This window comes from Helicobacter pylori (genome assembly GCF_011175115.1).
Taxonomy (GTDB): domain Bacteria; phylum Campylobacterota; class Campylobacteria; order Campylobacterales; family Helicobacteraceae; genus Helicobacter; species Helicobacter pylori_DF.
In genome coordinates this window covers 1-15,982 of record NZ_SHOW01000012.1, presented here as the reverse complement: position 1 = coordinate 15,982, position 15,982 = coordinate 1, and the positions used below count along the sequence as shown (strand labels likewise).

17 protein-coding genes and 1 rRNA gene are annotated in these 15,982 nt (G+C 39.4%); 15 read left to right on the top strand and 3 right to left on the bottom strand.

Going from position 1 to position 15,982, the window contains the following annotated elements:
* Window positions 1-845 precede the first annotated feature (845 nt).
* Both EXS92_RS07820 and EXS92_RS07815 read right to left on the bottom strand, forming a co-directional pair.
* Window positions 846-2,349 (bottom strand): 16S ribosomal RNA (locus EXS92_RS07820).
* A 499-nt stretch (window positions 2,350-2,848) separates the two neighbouring features.
* Window positions 2,849-3,637 carry a hypothetical protein gene (locus EXS92_RS07815; protein WP_165516084.1) on the bottom strand — a complete coding sequence of 263 codons (789 nt, stop codon included), beginning with the start codon at window positions 3,635-3,637 and terminating at the stop codon, window positions 2,849-2,851.
* Window positions 3,638-3,767: 130 nt separating this feature from the next.
* On the opposite strand from EXS92_RS07815, the gene EXS92_RS07810 reads away from it, so the two are divergent.
* The 14 genes from EXS92_RS07810 to EXS92_RS07745 all read left to right on the top strand — a co-directional run bounded on the left by EXS92_RS07810 (window position 3,768) and on the right by EXS92_RS07745 (window position 14,066).
* Window positions 3,768-4,256 carry a peptidylprolyl isomerase gene (locus tag EXS92_RS07810; protein ID WP_165516083.1) on the top strand — a complete coding sequence of 163 codons (489 nt, stop codon included), beginning with the start codon at window positions 3,768-3,770 and terminating at the stop codon, window positions 4,254-4,256.
* Between the two features lie 17 nt (window positions 4,257-4,273).
* Window positions 4,274-4,504, top strand: coding sequence for a carbon storage regulator (locus tag EXS92_RS07805; protein ID WP_000906444.1), 231 nt, complete (start codon window positions 4,274-4,276; stop codon window positions 4,502-4,504).
* Complete coding sequence (locus EXS92_RS07800; RefSeq protein WP_165516082.1) at window positions 4,501-5,307, top strand: 4-(cytidine 5'-diphospho)-2-C-methyl-D-erythritol kinase; 807 nt, start codon at window positions 4,501-4,503, stop codon at window positions 5,305-5,307. Before EXS92_RS07805 ends, EXS92_RS07800 begins: the two co-directional genes overlap by 4 nt.
* Window positions 5,304-5,762 carry an SsrA-binding protein gene (gene smpB, locus EXS92_RS07795; protein ID WP_165516081.1) on the top strand — a complete coding sequence of 153 codons (459 nt, stop codon included), beginning with the start codon at window positions 5,304-5,306 and terminating at the stop codon, window positions 5,760-5,762. Before EXS92_RS07800 ends, smpB begins: the two co-directional genes overlap by 4 nt.
* Window positions 5,763-5,764: 2 nt before the next feature.
* Window positions 5,765-6,217 carry a TonB-system energizer ExbB gene (gene exbB, locus EXS92_RS07790; RefSeq protein WP_000661841.1) on the top strand — a complete coding sequence of 151 codons (453 nt, stop codon included), beginning with the start codon at window positions 5,765-5,767 and terminating at the stop codon, window positions 6,215-6,217.
* 10 nt (window positions 6,218-6,227) lie between these two features.
* Entirely contained in the window at window positions 6,228-6,629 is a 402-nt protein-coding gene (locus EXS92_RS07785) for an ExbD/TolR family protein (protein ID WP_000755082.1), read from the top strand.
* Window positions 6,630-6,699: 70 nt separating this feature from the next.
* Window positions 6,700-6,834 (top strand): 50S ribosomal protein L34, encoded by a 135-nt coding sequence (gene rpmH / locus EXS92_RS07780; RefSeq protein WP_001847286.1) that lies wholly within the window; start codon window positions 6,700-6,702, stop codon window positions 6,832-6,834.
* Window positions 6,794-7,279 (top strand): ribonuclease P protein component, encoded by a 486-nt coding sequence (gene rnpA, locus EXS92_RS07775; RefSeq protein ID WP_021176196.1) that lies wholly within the window; start codon window positions 6,794-6,796, stop codon window positions 7,277-7,279. Before rpmH ends, rnpA begins: the two co-directional genes overlap by 41 nt.
* Window positions 7,266-7,619: a membrane protein insertion efficiency factor YidD gene (gene yidD, locus EXS92_RS07770; protein ID WP_165516080.1), complete on the top strand. Its 354-nt coding sequence runs from the start codon at window positions 7,266-7,268 to the stop codon at window positions 7,617-7,619. The genes rnpA and yidD overlap by 14 nt, the downstream gene beginning before the upstream one ends.
* A 5-nt stretch (window positions 7,620-7,624) precedes the next feature.
* A complete protein-coding gene (gene yidC / locus EXS92_RS07765; protein ID WP_165516079.1) occupies window positions 7,625-9,268 on the top strand; it encodes a membrane protein insertase YidC in 1,644 nt (547 codons plus the stop codon).
* A gap of 13 nt (window positions 9,269-9,281) precedes the next feature.
* Window positions 9,282-10,058 (top strand): Jag N-terminal domain-containing protein, encoded by a 777-nt coding sequence (locus EXS92_RS07760; protein ID WP_165508103.1) that lies wholly within the window; start codon window positions 9,282-9,284, stop codon window positions 10,056-10,058.
* On the top strand, window positions 10,051-11,403 hold the full coding sequence (gene mnmE, locus EXS92_RS07755; protein WP_165516078.1) for a tRNA uridine-5-carboxymethylaminomethyl(34) synthesis GTPase MnmE: 1,353 nt from the start codon (window positions 10,051-10,053) through the stop codon (window positions 11,401-11,403). The genes EXS92_RS07760 and mnmE overlap by 8 nt, the downstream gene beginning before the upstream one ends.
* Window positions 11,404-11,604: 201 nt before the next feature.
* Window positions 11,605-13,833, top strand: coding sequence for an outer membrane beta-barrel protein (locus tag EXS92_RS07750; RefSeq protein WP_165516077.1), 2,229 nt, complete (start codon window positions 11,605-11,607; stop codon window positions 13,831-13,833).
* The gene (locus EXS92_RS07745; RefSeq protein WP_165516076.1) at window positions 13,821-14,066 is read left to right on the top strand and encodes a hypothetical protein; all 246 of its coding nucleotides are present in this window, start codon (window positions 13,821-13,823) and stop codon (window positions 14,064-14,066) included. Before EXS92_RS07750 ends, EXS92_RS07745 begins: the two co-directional genes overlap by 13 nt.
* 44 nt (window positions 14,067-14,110) lie before the next feature.
* On the opposite strand, the gene EXS92_RS07740 is transcribed toward EXS92_RS07745, so the two are convergent.
* Window positions 14,111-15,394, bottom strand: a complete 1,284-nt coding sequence (locus tag EXS92_RS07740; protein WP_097681809.1) for an RNA-guided endonuclease InsQ/TnpB family protein — start codon at window positions 15,392-15,394, stop codon at window positions 14,111-14,113.
* A gap of 51 nt (window positions 15,395-15,445) precedes the next feature.
* Between EXS92_RS07740 and tnpA the strand changes: the two genes are divergently transcribed.
* On the top strand, window positions 15,446-15,892 hold the full coding sequence (gene tnpA / locus EXS92_RS07735) for an IS200/IS605 family transposase (protein WP_165516075.1): 447 nt from the start codon (window positions 15,446-15,448) through the stop codon (window positions 15,890-15,892).
* The last annotated feature ends 90 nt before the right edge of the window (window positions 15,893-15,982 follow it).

Below are 15,982 nucleotides of genomic sequence, written 5' to 3'. Positions count from 1 at the left end.
AAAATAACCACTCCCTTATATGCATTTCACAAAAAATAAAACTTAACACGCAAGAAATCAAAAACAAGCAAATCAAAAATAAGCAAGAATTGCAATCATGAGATAAAGATAAGGCTTAAGAAAATAAAACCCAACGACCAAACCCCACTAAACCCCCTTAAAAATAACGAACCCACTAAACATTAAGAAGCAAGAAAAACTAAAAACATAAACATTAAAACATAAGAATCAAAACGCAATAAGTAAGGAATAAGAAATTAAAACCCAAGAAGTAACAAGTAAAACTCCAACACAACAACCACAAACCACAAGCAGTAAAAAACCTTAAGAACACAAAGAAACAAGAACCAAAAAATACAAACATAAGAATTGAGAAAATCCAACACTAAAACCAACACTCAAACAAAAGAAATGAGATTTAAGAAAAATAAAACACGAAACACAATCAAATCAAAATCAAGCAAGCAAAAAACAAGGTGAAACAACAAACAAAAATTATAAGCAGTAAAAAACCTTAAGAACACAAAGAAACAAGAAGCAAAACACCAAAACTAAAACTTTAATATTAAAGCGTAAAAAAACAAAAAGTTAAACATAAGAATTAAAACGCAATAAGTAAAAAACAAAAATGGAAAAAAACAAGAAGTAAGATTTAAGAAATCCAATACAAGCGAGCAAGAAATATTAAAAACAAGAATGAAAAAGTTTAAGCAAAAACCAAATAAAAATCAAGATTTAAAAAAGAAAGAATAAGCTCAATCTTTCAAAACTAAGCAACAAGAAGTCCTTTTGTCAGGTAATACTCTTTGGCTTTTAACAAGCGAATGTTAAAAGCTTTTCTCTAGAAAGGAGGTGATCCAACCGCAGGTTCACCTACGGTTACCTTGTTACGACTTCACCCCAGTCGCTGTGTGTGCCGTGGGCAGTAGCTAATTTAGCATCCTGACTTAAGGCAAACACAACTCCCATGGTGTGACGGGCGGTGAGTACAAGACCCGGGAACGTATTCACCGCAACATGGCTGATTTGCGATTACTAGCGATTCCAGCTTCATGCAAGCGAGTTGCAGCCTGCAATCCGAACTGAGAGGCGTTTTGAAGATTGGCTCCACTTCGCAGTATTGCTTCTCTTTGTGCACCCCATTGTAGCACGTGTGTAGCCCTAGGCGTAAGGGCCATGATGACTTGACGTCGTCCCCACCTTCCTCCTCCTTACGGAGGCAGTATCCTTAGAGTTCTCAGCATGACCTGTTAGCAACTAAGAAAGGGGGTTGCGCTCGTTGCGGGACTTAACCCAACATCTCACGACACGAGCTGACGACAGCCGTGCAGCACCTGTTTTCAAGGTCTGGCAAGCCAGACACTCCACTATTTCTAGCGGATTCTCTCAATGTCAAGCCTAGGTAAGGTTCTTCGTGTATCTTCGAATTAAACCACATGCTCCACCGCTTGTGCGGGTCCCCGTCTATTCCTTTGAGTTTTAATCTTGCGACCGTACTCCCCAGGCGGGATGCTTAATGCGTTAGCTGCATTACTGGAGAAACTAAGCCCTCCAACAACTAGCATCCATCGTTTAGGGCGTGGACTACCAGGGTATCTAATCCTGTTTGCTCCCCACGCTTTCGCGCAATCAGCGTCAGTAATGTTCCAGCAGGTCGCCTTCGCAATGAGTATTCCTCTTGATCTCTACGGATTTTACCCCTACACCAAGAATTCCACCTACCTCTCCCACACTCTAGAATAGTAGTTTCAAATGCAGTTCTATGGTTAAGCCATAGGATTTCACACCTGACTGACTATCCCGCCTACGCGCTCTTTACGCCCAGTGATTCCGAGTAACGCTTGCACCCTCCGTATTACCGCGGCTGCTGGCACGGAGTTAGCCGGTGCTTATTCGTTAGATACCGTCATTATCTTCTCTAACAAAAGGAGTTTACAATCCTAAAACCTTCATCCTCCACGCGGCGTTGCTGCTTCAGGGTTTCCCCCATTGAGCAATATTCCCTACTGCTGCCTCCCGTAGGAGTCTGGACCGTGTCTCAGTTCCAGTGTGTCCGTTCACCCTCTCAGGCCGGATACCCGTCATAGCCTTGGTAAGCCATTACCTTACCAACAAGCTGATAGGACATAGGCTGATCTCTTAGCGATAAATCTTTCCCCCGTAGGGAGTATCTGGTATTAATCATCGTTTCCAATGGCTATCCCAAACTAAGAGGCACATGACCTATGCGTTACTCACCCGTGCGCCACTAATCAGCACTCTAGCAAGCTAGAAGCTTCATCGTTCGACTTGCATGTATTAGGCACGCCGCCAGCGTTCACTCTGAGCCAGGATCAAACTCTCCATAAAAGTGTTTGTCCTAAAGCTCTTTTTGTTTTTTGATAGGCTGTTGTTATTCCTAACAACAGCTTTAGCGTATCACAAGAACTCGTTTTATACTTTATTGAATAAAACGGGTTGTGTTCTTAAGTATTACAACAACAAAACAGAAAGAAACTTTTTAAAAAGGTTTAGCTAAACGCTAACCTGAATAAAATACTCTCATGCCATTCAGTCATCAATCATAATAATATAACCATCATAATCAATGAAATCAATTGGCACTAGTTGGATAAGAATTTCTTATAAAAGAATGGAAGTTATAAAAACCCTCACTCTATTTAGTCAGTCATTACTTATTTTGTTTTAGAATATCCCTTTAAAAAGAACTTCTATCAATTTGCTTAGTTTTCAAAGATCGTTTGCTTTTAATCAGCTATCCTTGTAAGGTATCAAGCGGCTTTTTAAAAGCCCTTGCTGAAACAAGGAAATGAAATTATAGTCATAGAAAGCTTAAGGTTTGCTTAAATTATGGAATGTTTGGGAAAATATTTTGATTTTTTAGAGCGCTTAAAAATTTTACGATCTTCTCTTTAGGGATAATCACTAAACTTTCGTGGTTTTCTAAAGTGCTGCTAGCCATTCCCACAAACTCCCCCACTTCGCTAAAATAAGGCCTCCCTCCCCACAACACGCTCCCCTTTTTAAAAGAACTATCAAGCGAAAGAAACTTTTTAGATTTTAAAAGTTCAGCCACAGAAATGCCCGTTATCTGTATAGAAAAAGAATTCCCCTCATTCAACGCCGGGTAGTAGAGATCAGAATTGGGTGTTTTTTGATTGGTATAGGGATTTGAATGGAAAGTTTGAGCGTATTTGGCATAAATCCTTGCATGATAATAGCTCTCTTCTCTTTTATGGCAATAATCGTCTCTAAAATCGGCGGTTTTTAAAAGTGAAAGCCCCTGATTCCTATCCATCGCTTCAAGGCGCAAACTGGCTATGCAAATCAGCTCTTTAGCACTGCTGTCTTGCATTTTGGCTAAAATCATTTTAGGGTATAAGCCATTAGAATAAAGCGTTTCAGAAGAAGCGATATAACGCCCGTTTTTGAGCAAAGTCGCATAGCCTTCTTTATAAGTCCCATCGCTAAAATACACTTTCAATAACGCAACAGAATAAACCCATGCAGGGAGCGTTGGATCAAGGGGCGGATCGTCTCTAACGATTTGGATATTATTAGCGTTATTAGCGTTCATCATGCACGAAAATAAAACGATACAACAACCAACCGCTAATCTTTTATGCCAACGCACCATTATCCAACATCCAACTTACCGCTTAAATTTCAAAAGTATCCTACGGCACTATCGGCTAAAATACCAATTGTTTTAATTTATTGCTATAATAGAGCATTTGAATGACAAAAGCTTATCGCAAAGGTTTATGATGAAACCAATTAAAACTTATGATATTAAAGAAGAAGAGCTTGCAAAAACCGCTTACGCTACGATCAAAACCAATAAAGGCAATATCACCCTAGAGCTTTTTTACAAAGACGCGCCCCAAGCGGTCAGTAACTTTGTAACTTTGGCTAAAGAGGGTTTTTATAACGGGCTTAATTTCCATCGTGTGATCGCCGGCTTTGTGGCTCAAGGAGGCTGCCCTTATGGCACAGGCACAGGCGGACCAGGACACCGTATTAAATGCGAAGTGGCCCATAACCCCAACAAGCACAAAAGAGGCTCTATCTCTATGGCACATGCCGGGAGAGACACAGGGGGGAGTCAGTTTTTCTTGTGTTTTGTGGATTTGCCCCATTTAGATGGCGAGCACACCGTGTTTGGCAAAATCAAAAACGCAGAAAGCCTTAATGTATTGGACAAGATCAAGCAGGGCGATATGATAGAAAGCGTTGTGTTTAGTCCTTCTCTATAAGGAACAAGAGATTAAAGATGCTCATACTCAGTCGCAAAGTTAATGAAGGGATTGTCATTGATGATAACATCCACATTAAAGTCATTTCCATAGATAGAGGGAGTGTACGTTTAGGGTTTGAAGCGCCTGAAAGCACCCTTATTTTGCGCGCTGAACTCAAAGAGGCCATTGTGAGCGAAAACCAAAAAGCTTCTGCGTCCGTAGATGAAAGCTTGTTAGAGAACATCAAAAAGGTCATTAAGCCTTGACGCATGTTTTTGAAGTTTATCCTAAAGTCAATATTTTTTTAAAAATCCTTCACAAAGAAAGGGCTTACCACAAGCTCATTTCTCGCATGTGTTTAGTTAAAGACAAGCTCAAAGACATTATCAGCGTCAAAAGCGCGCTTTCCTTTTCGCTAAAAGGGGATTTTGACTGCCCTTTAGAAGAAAACTCGCTCTTTAAAGCTCTCCAAATTTTAAAAAATTTTTTAGCGCAAAAAAATTCCTCTCATTCTGTCATCAAATCCCTAGACACCCTAGCGATTGAAGTGGAAAAAAACATCCCCACTCAAGCCGGATTAGGCGGTGGGAGCGCTGATGCTGGGGGGCTATTGTATCATTTAAATCGGATTTTTGACTGGCGTTTGAGTTTAGAAGAGCTCTATAGCATGGGGTCTTTAGTGGGCGCGGACACCAACTTTTTCATCTCGCAATACAAAAGCGCTAACGCCACTTCTTATGGCGAAGTCATTGAAAATTTTGAAGAAGAGCCTTTAGAAGATCGCCTAGAAATCTATGCGCCAACTCATGTTTTTTGCAGCACTAAAGCCGTTTATCAAGCTTATAAGCCTAAAACTTGTTTTTCTCAAGCTAAAGAATGGCTTAAAAAGCCGAGTTTGGAATGCCTAAAGACTTGCGACAGAAACGGATTAAACGATCTTTTAAAACCGGCTTTACTCACTAACCAAGCCTTAAAAAATATAGAAAGCGAATTAGGCAAGGAGTGGTTTTTTAGCGGGAGCGGGAGCGCGTTTTTTAGGCTAAAGCCTATGCAAAAAGGGGGCGAATGAAACTCATTGCCAGCAATAAAAAAGCCTATTTTGATTATGAAATTTTGGAAACTTTAGAAGCAGGATTAGCGCTTTTAGGCTCTGAAGTGAAGGCTTTAAGGCAAACTCGGGTGAATTTAAAAGATAATTTTGTTAAAATAATCAAAGGAGAAGCTTTTTTATTTGGTGTTCATATATCATATTTAGATACAATCCATGTGTATTACAAGCCCAATGAAAGGCGAGAGCGTAAGTTGCTTTTACACAAAAAGCAATTATTGAAATGGCAGATTGAAGCGTCTAAAGAACGCTTGAGTATCGTAGGATTGAAATTGTATTTTAACCAAAGAAATAGAGCTAAAATCCAAATTGCTTTAGTGAAAGGAAAAAGATTGCACGACAAAAGACAAAGTCTCAAAGAAAAAGCGCTCAATAAAGAAATTCTTACCGATTTAAAACACCACTTTAAAGGATAATAATGAAAGAAATGGTAGATTATGGGATCATAGGGTTTTTGATCTTCTTATCCGTCATCGTTATAGCGATCGCAATAGAAAGGTTGTGGTTTTTTGCCACTCTTCGTGTAGATGACTACACAGACAGGCGCAAGTTAGAGCTAGCCCTACACAAACGACTGACTTTAGTGGCCACGATTGGCTCAAACGCCCCTTATATCGGTCTTTTAGGAACGGTTATGGGGATCATGCTCACTTTTATGGATTTAGGCTCCGCTTCTGGCATTGACACTAAAGCGATCATGACTAATTTAGCCCTTGCTTTAAAAGCGACTGGTATGGGGCTATTGGTAGCGATCCCTGCGATTGTGATTTATAATTTGCTCGTGAGAAAAAGCGAGATTTTAGTTACCAAATGGGATATTTTCCACCATCCGGTTGATACGCAATCCCATGAGGTTTATAACAAAGCCTAAGGATTGAGCGGTGAAAAAAGTAGAATCCATGAATGTGGTGCCTTTCATTGACATCATGCTTGTGTTGTTAGTGATCGTGCTTACAACGGCGTCTTTTGTGCAAACTTCAAAGCTCCCTATTAGCATTCCTCAAGTGGATAAAGACAGCACTGATTCTAAAGACGTGTTGGACAAAAAACAAGTTACAATCGCTATTTCTAATAAGGGTTCTTTTTATTTTGACGATAAAGAAATCAGCTTTGAAAATTTAAAGCACAAGGTTTCCACTTTGGCTAAAGACACCCCTATTGTCTTGCAAGGCGATAAGAAAAGCAATTTGGACAACTTTATCAAAGTCGTGGATTTATTGCAAACGAACAATCTGAAACAACTTTACATTCTTGTTGAAGATAAAAAGAATCAAAAAAATTAGTTTTAGTCAATTTTTAGCATTCTTTAGCTAAAATCTGTGTTTATGTTTAATTTTTATCAAGGGAGTTTTAATGAAACGCACTTACCAACCACATAACACACCAAGAAAGCGAACCCATGGCTTTCTTGTGAGAATGAAAACCAAAAACGGGCGCAAGGTGATTAATGCCAGACGAGCTAAGGGCAGAAAAAAGCTTTCCGTCTAAACCCTATGACTCTTTAAAAAACAAGAGTGAGTTTGACAGGGTTTATCAAAAGGGGTTTAAAAAACACAACCCTTTTTTTTCGCTCTTTGTTTTGGATTTGTCAAAAGATCCGCCAAAAGGAAAAGAGGGTTTTAAAGATCCGCTCTTTTGTAGGCTTAAAGACAAAAAAACGCTTTATTTATTAGGCTTGAGCGTGTCCAAAAAAGTCGGCAACGCCGTGAAACGAAACCTTATCAAACGCCGTTTGCGTTCGCTTACATCAAAGCATGCCGCTCTTTGTCAAGGGCTTGCTTTGGTGTTTGTGCCTAGAAGCGATTGTTACCATTTGGATTTTTGGGCTTTAGAAAAACATTTTTTAGAAATGCTAACTTCCATTAAAAACTATATGAACAAAGCCTTAAAAGACTTGAAAAAAGGAATAATTCATACCTATGCGAAACAATAAAACGCCTTTTTTGAGCGCGATTCTTACGGCATCAATTAGGGGTTACCAACGCTTTTTTTCGGCTTTCACCTTTTCAAGCTGTCGGTTTTACCCCACTTGCTCCAACTACGCTCTGTGGTTGCTTTATTTTGAAAGCCCTTTGAGCGCTATGGGTAAAATCGCTATAAGGATACTCTCATGCAACCCTTTTTGCTCTGGGGGCATTGCTTACCCTACTACTCGCTTGAAACGCCCAAGCTTGATCCAATCTCATAAAGATTCTAATCGCAATTTTAAAACCATCACTTTTTGGCTCGTTCCCACAAAAAGCCGTGCAACTTACTACATCATTAAGGTTTAATCACAATGGATAAAAACAACAATAATAATCTCCGCTTGATTTTAGCGATCGCTCTGTCTTTCTTGTTTATCGCTCTTTATAGCTATTTTTTCCAAAAACCAAACAAAACAACAACCGAAACCACAAAGCAAGAAACAACCAACAACCACACAACAACAAGTCCTAACGCGCCCAACGCCCAACATTTTAGCGTTACTCAAACCATCCCCCAAGAGAATTTGTTAAGCACGATTTCTTTTGAGCATGCCAGGATTGAAATTGACTTTTTAGGGCGCATCAAACAGGTTTATCTCAAGGATAAAAAGTATCTAACCCCTAAACAAAAGGGCTTTTTAGAGCATGTGGGCCATCTTTTTAGCTCCAAAGAAAACGCGCAACCCCCCCTAAAAGAGCTCCCCCTTTTAGCAGCCGATAAACTCAAGCCTTTAGAAGTGCGTTTTTTAGACCCCACGCTCAATAATAAAGCGTTCAACACCCCTTATAGCGCTTCAAAAACCACTCTTGGGCCTAACGAACAGCTCGTTTTAACCCAAGATTTAGGCGATCTTAGCATCATTAAAACCCTGACTTTCTATGATGATCTGCATTATGATTTAAAAATCGCATTCAAATCGCCCAATAACCTTATCCCTAGCTATGTCATCACCAATGGTTACAGGCCGGTGGCTGATTTAGACAGCTACACCTTTTCAGGCGTGCTTTTAGAAAACACCGACAAAAAAATTGAAAAAATTGAAGATAAAGACGCTAAAGAAATCAAACGCTTTTCTAACACCCTCTTTTTATCCAGCGTGGATAGGTATTTCACCACCTTGCTTTTCACCAAAGATCCTCAAGGTTTTGAAGCCTTAATTGATTCAGAAATCGGCACTAAAAACCCCTTAGGGTTCATTTCTCTTAAAAATGAAGCGGATTTGCATGGCTATATTGGCCCTAAAGATTACCGCTCTTTGAAAGCGATTTCACCCATGCTCACTGATGTGATAGAGTATGGCTTGATCACTTTTTTTGCTAAAGGCGTGTTTGTTTTACTGGATTATTTGTATCAATTTGTGGGCAATTGGGGTTGGGCTATCATTCTTTTAACGATTATCGTGCGCCTAATCCTCTACCCCTTAAGTTATAAAGGCATGGTGAGCATGCAAAAGCTCAAAGAATTAGCCCCCAAAATGAAAGAACTCCAAGAAAAATACAAGGGCGAGCCCCAAAAGTTGCAAGCCCACATGATGCAGCTTTACAAAAAACATGGGGCTAACCCGCTAGGGGGTTGTCTGCCCTTAATCTTACAAATCCCGGTGTTTTTTGCGATTTATAGAGTGCTTTATAACGCTGTGGAATTGAAAAGCTCAGAGTGGGTTTTATGGATCCATGATTTATCCATCATGGATCCGTATTTTATTTTACCACTTCTTATGGGAGCGTCTATGTATTGGCACCAGAGCGTTACGCCAAACACCATGACCGATCCCATGCAAGCGAAGATTTTTAAACTCTTGCCCCTATTGTTCACGATCTTTCTAATCACTTTCCCTGCAGGGTTAGTCTTGTATTGGACCACAAACAACATCCTTTCGGTGTTGCAGCAACTCATTATCAATAAAGTCTTAGAGAATAAAAAACGCGCGCACGCTCAAAACATAAAGGAATAATAAAGGAAAATTGATGCAAAATCCTATTGAAATCAAAGCCAAAACCTTAGAAGAAGCCCTCATTCAAGCTTCTATCGCCTTGAATTGCCCCATCATTAATTTGCAATATGAAGTCATTCAAACGCCCTCTAAAGGTTTTTTAAATATAGGTAAAAAAGAAGCCATTATTTTAGCGAGCGTTAAAGAAAGCGTTAAAGAGGTTAAAGAAGAAAGCGTTAAAGAAATCCATCAAAACGCAGAAGAAAAACAAAGCTTAGGGATAAAAACGCCTCAAGAAGAAATAATCACCCCTAAACCCCCTAAAAAAACCCTTAAAGAAGAATCTCATAATGGAGACAAGCTCCATGAGATTAAGCAAGAATTGAAAGACTTATTCTCCCATTTGCCCTACAAAATCAACAAAGTGGAGGTGAGTCTTTACGAACCGGGGGTTTTATTGATCGATATTGATGGCGAAGATTCCGCCCTTTTGATTGGCGAGAAAGGCTATCGTTACAAAGCCCTTTCTTACTTGCTCTTTAACTGGATCCACCCTGCTTATGGCTATAGCATCCGCTTAGAAATTTCCACTTTTTTACAAAACCAAGAAAAGGTTATGGAAGCGCAACTCCAAAGCACGATCATGACCGTGCATGAAGTGGGTAAGGGGCAGATGAAAGCCCCTGATGGCGTTTTAACCTATATCGCTTTAAAGAAACTACGAAAAGCGTTCCCCAACAAATATGTTTCTATCAAAACCAACTTAAACGATGAAAAATACATCGTCATCAACGACTTTAACAATGAATGACACCATCGCCGCTATCGCCACCCCTTTAGGCAAGGGAGCGATTAGCATCATTAAAATCAGCGGCCATAACACCCTAAACATCCTCAAACAACTCACCCAAAAACAAGACTTCACCCCCAGATACGCTTACGTGTGCGACATTTTTTCTAATGGCGTTTTATTGGACAAAGCGTTAGTGATTTATTTCAAAGCCCCCTATAGTTTCACCGGTGAAGATGTGTGCGAAATCCAATGCCATGGAAGCCCCCTTTTAGCGCAAAATATCTTACAAGCCTGTTTGAATTTAGGGGCTAGGCTCGCTAAAGCGGGGGAATTTAGCAAAAAAGCCTTTTTAAACCATAAAATGGATTTGAGCGAGATTGAAGCGAGCGTTCAGCTCATCCTTTGTGAAGATGAAAGCGTTTTAAACGCTCTGGCTAGGCAGCTTAAAGGGGAGTTAAAAATCTTTATTGAAGAAGCCAGAAATAATCTTTTAAAGCTTTTAGCGAGCTCAGAAGTTTTGATTGATTATAGCGAAGAAGACATTCCTAGCGATTTTTTAGATGAAGTGTCTTTTAATTTAGGAAAACAAATCGCCTCTTTTAAGGATTTGTTAGACTTTTCTAACGCGCAAAAACAAAGGAATAAGGGGCATGCCTTAAGCATTGTTGGCAAACCCAATGCCGGCAAAAGCTCCCTATTAAACGCCATGCTTTTAGAAGAAAGGGCTTTGGTGAGCGATATTAAAGGCACGACAAGAGACACTATAGAAGAAGTCATTGAACTAAAAGGGCATAAGGTGCGCTTGATTGATACGGCTGGCATCAGAGAGAGCGCGGATGAAATAGAGCGTTTAGGGATTGAAAAAAGCCTTAAAAGTTTAGAAAATTGCGACATCATTTTAGGCGTGTTTGATCTTTCTAAACCCCTAGAAAAAGAGGATTTTAACCTTATTGACACCCTTAATCGCGCTAAAAAGCCTTGTATTGTCGTTTTGAATAAAAACGATCTAGCCCCCAAACTGGAGCTTGAAATTTTAAAATCTTATCTTAAAATCCCTTATTCTATCCTAGAAACCAACACCCTAAATTCCAAGGCTTGTTTGAAAGATTTGAGCCAAAAAATCAGTGAGTCTTTCCCCAAACTAGACACTCAAAACAAGCTCTTGCTCACTTCCCTAGCCCAAACAACCGCCCTAGAAAACGCCATTACTGAATTGCAAAACGCTAAAAGCCATTTAGACACTTTGGAGCTTTTTTCTTATCATATTTTAAGCGCGATAGAAAACTTGAACTTGCTCACCCGCCCTTATGAAACCAGCCAGATGCTTGATAGCATGTTCAGTGAATTTTGCTTAGGCAAATGAAATCGCTTAAAGCATGGATTAAACCCCCTTTTAGCGCTACTTTTTAAGACTTTTTTACCCATTAGCGCCGTTTAGTATCCGTATTTGCAAAAACAATACTGCCATTTTTCAAAAAGGGGTAAAATAGGCTAGTTTAAAATATATACATACTATCAACTGCTTTTGAGTAAAAATGTTAAAAAAGACCATTAAGGAGATTTCATGTTAAAACTCGCCAGTAAAACGATTTGTTTGTCCCTAATCAGCTCATTCACCGCTGTAGAAGCCTTTCAAAAACACCAAAAAGACGGCTTTTTTATAGAAGCCGGCTTTGAAACCGGGCTATTACAAGGCACACAAACCCAAGAACAAACCATAGCCACAACTCAAGAAAAACCCAAACCAAAGCCCAAACCCATTACCCCTCAAAGCACCTACGGGAAATACTACATCTCCCAAAGCACCATTTTAAAGAATGCGACTGAGTTGTTTGCAGAGGATAATATCACCAACTTAACCTTTTATTCTTTAACCCCTGTGTATGTAACCGCTTATAACCAAGAAAGCGCTGAGGAAGCTGGCTATGGTGATAAAAGCTTGATTATGATACAAAACTTCCTGCCTTATAATTTAAACAATATTGAGCTGAGTTATACAGACAATCAAGGTAATGTAGTCAGTTTGGGCGTGATAGAGACTATCCCTAAACAATCTCAAATCATTCTGCCCGCAAGCTTGTTTAACGATCCGCAACTTAACGCTGATGGCTTCCAACAGCTCCAAACTGCCACCACACGATTTTCTGATGCCAGCACGCAGAATCTGTTTGATAAGCTCAGTAGGGTTACAACCAATCTTCAAATGACTTATATCAATTACAACCAATTTTCTAGCGGTAACGGCACTGGTTCTAAACCTCCATGCCCTCCATACGAAAATCAAGAAAATTGCGTGGCTAAAGTGCCGCCTTTCACCTCTCAAGACGCTAAAAATTTGACCAATTTAATGCTGAACATGATGGCGGTGTTTGATTCTAAATCTTGGGAAGACGCCGTCTTAAACGCTCCTTTCCAGTTTAGCGACAACAACCTTTCAGCACCATGTTATTCTGATTACCTTACATGCGTGAATCCTTACAACGATGGGCTTGTTGATCCTAAGTTGATCGCTAAAAATAAAGGAGATGAATACAATATAGAAAACGGGCAAACAGGCTCAGTGATATTGACGCCGCAAGATGTTATCTATAGCTATAGAGTCGCTAATAATATTTATGTGAATCTCTTGCCCACAAGAGGAGGGGATTTAGGGTTAGGGTCTCAATATGGCGGCCCGAATGGCCCAGGCGATGATGGCACCAATTTTGGTGCTTTAGGGATATTGTCCCCTTTCTTAGACCCTGAAATACTGTTTGGCAAAGATCTGAATAAAGTCGCCATCATGCAATTAAGAGACATCATCCATGAATACGGGCATACTTTAGGCTATACGCATAACGGGAACATGACTTATCAAAGAGTGCGCATGTGCGAAGAAAACAATGGGCCAGAAGAGCGCTGTCAGGGCGGGAGGATAGAGCAAGTGGATGGGAAAGAAGTGCAAGTGTTTGACAACGGGCATGAAGTGCGAGACACCGATGGCTCTACCTATGATGTGTGTTCTCGTTTTAAAGATAAGCCCTATACAGCGGGCAGTTACCCTAATTCCATCTATACCGATTGCTCTCAAGTCCCCGCCGGGCTTATAGGCGTTACCAGCGCTGTTTGGCAACAACTCATTGATCAAAACGCCCTACCGGTGGATTTTACTAATTTGAGCAGCCAAACCAACTATTTGAACGCTAGTTTGAACACGCAAGATTTTGCGACCACTATGCTTAGTGCGATCAGTCAAAGCCTTTCATCTTCTAAATCTAGCGCTACCACCTACCGCACTTCAAAAACCTCACGGCCCTTTGGAGCCCCCTTATTGGGCGTTAATCTTAAAATGGGCTATCAAAAATATTTTAATGATTATCTAGGGTTGTCTTCTTATGGTATTATCAAATACAACTACGCTCAAGCCAACAACGAAAAAATCCAGCAATTAAGCTATGGTGTGGGAATGGATGTACTGTTTGATTTCATCACCAATTACACTAACGAAAAGAACCCTAAAAACAATCTAACTAAGAGGGTTTTCACTTCCTCTCTTGGGGTGTTTGGGGGGTTGAGGGGCTTATACAATAGCTATTATTTGCTGAACCAATACAAAGGGAGCGGTAATTTAAATGTGACCGGTGGGTTGAATTACCGCTACAAGCATTCCAAATATTCTATAGGCATCAGCGTTCCTTTAGTCCAATTGAAATCCAGGGTCGTTTCTAGCGATGGTGCTTATACCAATTCTATCACCCTCAATGAAGGGGGCAGTCATTTTAAAGTGTTTTTTAATTACGGGTGGATTTTTTAGGGGTTAAAAATTGGCTTCAACTCCCTATTGACTCCAAAACGCTCTTTTTAGCGTCTGTTATATTGCTAGGCGGTTTTGGTTCTGTTTTGTACGCTGTTTTAAGCGTGGGCGTTATCGCTCGCTATTTTTGTTCTTGTAACGCTTGCGTGATTTCTTTAAGCTCGTTGAAGCTTTTTTCCGTCTCGTTTGTTTGTTCTCTGTTTTCTTTGTTTAGCGTGGCTTATTATAGCTAAAAACTGGCTATGATCCCAAATACTGCTAGTGAATTACCCAACCGCTAAAGCGATTGGGCTTTTTCTTGCTTCGTAGCTCCATAACTAGCTAGATCTAATATGTTGCCATATTTAGAACTAACCCCGTTAGAGGAAGCTCCACAAGCTTTGATGCGCTCATCAGTGTAATGAGCGTAATCAGTTCGGATAATCCCTACCCTACTTTTATCTATCTTTACTTTATGCCTCTCATTTAGCATGCCTAAAGCGTAGTTTCTGATATTGACGCTCGCATTGTAATCTCTGTGGTGTGCGATATTGCAATGAGGACAAGTGAATTTAGTGATGCTTTCATGTTTTTTGCCTGTATTGAACCCACAATAAGAACATAATTGAGAGCTAGGGAAAAATCTGTCTATGCCTAATAGGGTTTTCCCTTTTCTTTGGGCTTTATACTCTAACATAGCAAGAAATTTCCCCCAACTCGCATTAGCAAGGCTTTTAGAATGATAAGTTCTCATAAGCCCCTTAACATTCAAATTTTCTACCCCTATCAAATCGTATTGATTGGTTATCTCATTACTGATTTTATGCAAGTAGTCATCTCTAGTGTTTGAACAAGCTAAATGCAATCTAGCCACCTTTTTAGCTTGTTTTTTCCTGTTGTTGGAACCTTTTACTTTTTTACTTAACCTCCTTTGCGCTTTAGTGAGTTTCTTTTCTAATTTTTGATAAAAGCGAATGTGTGGGTATTCTATTTTATCGCTTGTAACAATGAGCGTTCTTAAGCCCATGTCTAAACCTACCGCTTTTTTAATAATGGTAGGTTTAGGGATAGGCTCTTTGGTTTCATAGGATAGAGAACAAAAATATTGATCGGCTATGCAAGAAATAAAAGCCTGTTTGATAACACTATCTTTAGGCAATTCTCTGTGTAATTTAGCCTTAATACCCTCTTTGAATTTAGGGAGAGCGATGGTTTGAGTCTCTGTTTTGATTTCTATGTTTTGAGGGATTGCAAAAGATTGCTTAGCGTTTTTCTTGGATTTGAATTTAGGGTATCTCGCTCTTTTGCTAAAGAAATTATCATAAGCGCTCACAAGCTGTCTTAACGCCATTTGCAAGCTTTGAGAATTGCATTCATTGAGATAATGGTATTTTTCTTGCCGTTTGATTTGGGTTAAGACTTTTTGCATGGTGAAGTAAGTTTCTTTAATGCCTTTTGCGTATTGTTTTTGTCGGTAATCTAAAAAGTAGTTATACACCACTCTAGAACAGCCAAAATGTTTAGAAATCAATTCTTTTTGTTGAGCGTTAGGATAAATTCTAAACTTGATAGCGTTAAGCAAAAATAACTCCTTATCTTTATCTTGTATTATTATACAATATTTTTATAAATAATGAATAAGGATAGAGGAATGAGAAAAAACCATTACCCATTAAGAGGGTATATTCCAACCAACCGAAGTAAGCATAATCTAAAAGCCCATTTGATTTTAGTGTGTAAGTATAGAAAAAAGTTGTTGCAAGGGGATTTGAATGATTTTATTAAGTCTGTTATAGATGAGATAGCCACCCAAAGCAGTTTCATCATCATTGCGATGGAAAGCGATATAGATCATTTGCACTTAATGGTTCAATATATTCCTAGAATGTCCATTAGTTCCATTATTTCTAGAATCAAACAAATCACTACTTATAGAGTTTGGCGTGATAAGAGATTTATCCCCTTATTGCAAAAACATTTTTGGAAAGAAAAAACTTTTTGGACTGATGGATTTTTTGTTTGCTCTATCGGTCAAGCTAATCCTGAAACGATCAAGGCGTATATAGAAAATCAAGGTTAGTTTCACTTAAGGTTTTTATTCCTAGCGGAACTAAAGCATTCATCCCAAACACTAAAGATATTTGGGATTTCTGCTTGGGTGGTTTAAAAA